The sequence below is a fragment of the Methanobrevibacter sp. genome (genome assembly GCF_050872065.1).
GTDB lineage: Archaea > Methanobacteriota > Methanobacteria > Methanobacteriales > Methanobacteriaceae > Methanocatella.
Window position 1 is genome coordinate 1 of sequence record NZ_JBNMGD010000090.1, and the last position, 1,648, is coordinate 1,648.

Here is a 1,648-nt window from a genome sequence, read left to right on the forward strand (position 1 = left end):
GAAAGACCATCCTGAAATTTCTTGGATTGACCAGTATCTTACACCTGAACATAAGAAATTAGAATTCTATAATTTGTTAAAAGGTGGAAGGTCTGAACCTACGCATAGGCTTCCAAGAAAATATTATAAGAAGCACGATTTGTAACTTAAATTGATTTAATATAAAGTTGTCAAGAAAAAGTTTTTAGAACTTCTTGACAACTTTATTTTTTTGTGGTATACTTTATTTATAAAAATATTCAAGGAGTTTTTGAAATGGAAAAAACTTTTAATATTAAGTGTACGATGGAAGAAAGATGGATTGATTCTTTTCTTTCTATGTTACGTTATATGGAAGCCTGTGGAAAAATTGGACATTCTACTTTAATTGGTTTCTATAGTGATGGTGATGGAGATTTCCGACCTCTGTTTGAACCTGATGTACAATTTAATAGAGATGATGGCTATGTTCCTGAAAAGGATAGTGGCAAAATCCCTTCGAGGATTTATGATGCTGGCTAAAAGTTAGCCAAGATTGGAGACTTTGATGTTTGGAAGTATTAGAAAGTAAAACAATTGTTCCTTTTACGCCAGAAGAATTTGCTGAAAGAGCGCAAGAGATTGTAGATTTATGTCAAGGTGATGCAACTCTTTTAAATGGGTGGGGACATAGAGCAATGGATAGTTTAATGGAAGATGTGTTATGGTCGTTGGGTTTTGATAAGCGGATTGAAATTTTTGACCAATTACATCGGGTAAGGTATTAATATGAAACAAATTAGGGAAAATGTTTTTGAGACTAATTCTTCAAGTGTTCATTCATTGAGTATTAGTGATAAAGACAATTATGATTATACTCAGTTAGATGATTATATTGAAGAAGATTATGGTCACAATGGTTATGGAAAATATTTAAAGTTGAATTTTGAATCTTTTGGCTGGTATTAGGATTCTGAATTGGATGACAATAGCGCAATAGCTAAACTTGAATATATTTTAACTGCTATAACTTGTTTCCAAGGTTATAATGTTAATTGGAGCAGTAGAGAAGATAAAGAAGAAGCTATTAAAGAAGTTATGGAATCTGATGATTTCCAGAAGTTTGAAGATGATGTAAAATATACTCTTTCTAAGCATGACATTCACATTACAGGAATTGAAATTAGTCCTGATAAAGATGGTTATGTAGACCATCAAAGTCTTGATTATTATATTCCTGACGGGATGTATTATATTTTTGCAAGAGATGGAATTACATTAGAAGATTATATTTTTAATAAATGTTATAGTTTGATTATCGACAATGACAATCACTAATTATTAAAACAAAATAAAACAAGATAAAATAAAAGTGAAATTTTATCGTATCAATTTTTATTAAAAAATTAACAATTTCCCTTGTTTTTTAATAAAAAAGTTGCAAAAACAGAGTAAAAAAACAATTAAGGAGTAATTAAAATGTCTAATAATAATAGTTGTATGTTTAAGTGCAAGAAGAAGAACTCAATTGATGGAAAGATTTATCGTGTATATCAGATTATGCCTCTTCCTAATCAATTTGGTGCTCTTGGTCTTGTAGGTATTATGTATTGTGAACAGGATAAGAAGTTTGATGCTAACGATTTGAGCCAGTTTGAAATTATTGATGAGATTTCCCTTCAGTAATTAA

5 protein-coding genes are annotated in these 1,648 nt (G+C 29.8%); all 5 read left to right on the forward strand.

Going from position 1 to position 1,648, the window contains the following annotated elements; genetic code table 11:
* Nucleotides 1–318: 318 nt before the first annotated feature.
* The 5 genes from ACR0P1_RS07810 (at nt 319) to ACR0P1_RS07830 (ending at nt 1,644) form a co-directional block, all read left to right on the forward strand.
* On the forward strand, nt 319–501 hold the full coding sequence (locus tag ACR0P1_RS07810; RefSeq protein WP_432645845.1) for a hypothetical protein: 183 nt from the start codon (nt 319–321) through the stop codon (nt 499–501).
* A 29-nt stretch (nt 502–530) separates the two neighbouring features.
* Entirely contained in the window at nt 531–746 is a 216-nt protein-coding gene (locus ACR0P1_RS07815) for a hypothetical protein (protein ID WP_432645846.1), read from the forward strand.
* 1 nt (nt 747) lies between these two features.
* A complete protein-coding gene (locus ACR0P1_RS07820; protein WP_432645847.1) occupies nt 748–927 on the forward strand; it encodes a hypothetical protein in 180 nt (59 codons plus the stop codon).
* 9 nt (nt 928–936) lie between these two features.
* Entirely contained in the window at nt 937–1,296 is a 360-nt protein-coding gene (locus ACR0P1_RS07825; protein WP_432645848.1) for a hypothetical protein, read from the forward strand.
* Nucleotides 1,297–1,458: 162 nt separating this feature from the next.
* On the forward strand, nt 1,459–1,644 hold the full coding sequence (locus ACR0P1_RS07830) for a hypothetical protein (RefSeq protein WP_432645849.1): 186 nt from the start codon (nt 1,459–1,461) through the stop codon (nt 1,642–1,644).
* Nucleotides 1,645–1,648 lie beyond the last annotated feature (4 nt).